1 protein-coding gene is annotated in these 1,242 nt (G+C 32.9%); it reads right to left on the reverse strand.

What is annotated here, in order from left to right:
- Positions 1 to 919 (reverse strand): helix-turn-helix domain-containing protein (locus tag PX482_RS12815; protein ID WP_288122517.1); only part of this gene is annotated, 919 nt, incomplete at its 3' end.
- Positions 920 to 1,242 lie beyond the last annotated feature (323 nt).

Genomic DNA, 1,242 nt, shown 5'->3' on the forward strand with positions numbered 1-1,242 from the left:
AACCTTGTAGGTATAAAGTTTTAATTTTATCGGATTTTAAGGTAACAAAATCTCTGGGAAGTTCCCAACTAATTAAAATCAAACAACTTTGATGAGATGTGGTAGCAATTTGCTGAAAAAATTTATGATAATCCTGACAGTCGCTTACATATTTACCTGCTAATTCCCCCAGTTTAAAAATATTCTGCACATCATCAAGAATAATTAAACAACGATAGGAGCTTAGATAATCTATTATATCAGGTAAGGGGGTTGATAGAGATTGGGCGAAAAACTGTTTTAGATCATCCTTGAGAGCGATTAATTGAGGAATATTTTCCAGACTGCGATAAATAATATAATCAAATTGTGGGGCAATTTCTGAAACTAATTTAAGGGTTAAAGCTGTTTTTCCGATTCCACTTAACCCATAAATAGTAATTAATCGAGTTTTATTATCTAGCCATTCTTTTAAGGTTGATATTTCTAACTTACGTCCATAGTTATACCTTAATTCAGGAGCTTTTGTTAGGTTAATTATTGGGAATTGATGATCATTATCTGGAAAATTTGAAGACTTTTTTAAGTTGTTTTCTGAGTAGGGGTTATTTTCTCTACAGATATTTATATGGTTATTACTAATATTATTACCATGATGGCTAACAAAGTGATAAATAGTAGATGAAGCTTTATTTTCTAAAACAGAACGAACATTAGACTTTTTTATATCTTCTTCAAAAACATCTGATAACAGTTGCCATAACTTCCATGCTTCTTTTTTTATATGGTCATAACTGCGCTGATTATCTTTGGCAATTTTTTCGTAATCTTGATGTTCCCAAATACCCTGTAAGATGGATTCTTGCAAAGAATCAAGATGTTTACCGGTTTTCTCTAATACCTGTTTATCTGTCCATTCTAAAAGGGTTTGAATATCCATATAAGTAAGTGATAGAACATTTGTATTGCTGGTTGGGATAAGGGAACATATTTTAGTTTTCTCGTTTTTTTATCAGACTAATAATCATTTTACTTCCCTCTTGCAAGAGATCAATGTATTGCCTACGAACATTTTACCCCATAAAGTCGGGAAGGCCAAACTGTCATAGCAAATCCGCCTTAGACAGTAAAGCTTGTAGTCATATTACTCGTAGGGTGCGCCTTTCAATAGCGTAACGCACCAATTTAATAATAGAGGTGGTGCGTTACGGCGAATTATTAATTTTGGTTTTTTGACTAAATTGATAGCCGCCTAACGCACCC

The organism is Microcystis sp. M53602_WE12 (assembly GCF_030065455.1).
Taxonomy (GTDB): Bacteria; Cyanobacteriota; Cyanobacteriia; order Cyanobacteriales; family Microcystaceae; genus Microcystis; species Microcystis aeruginosa.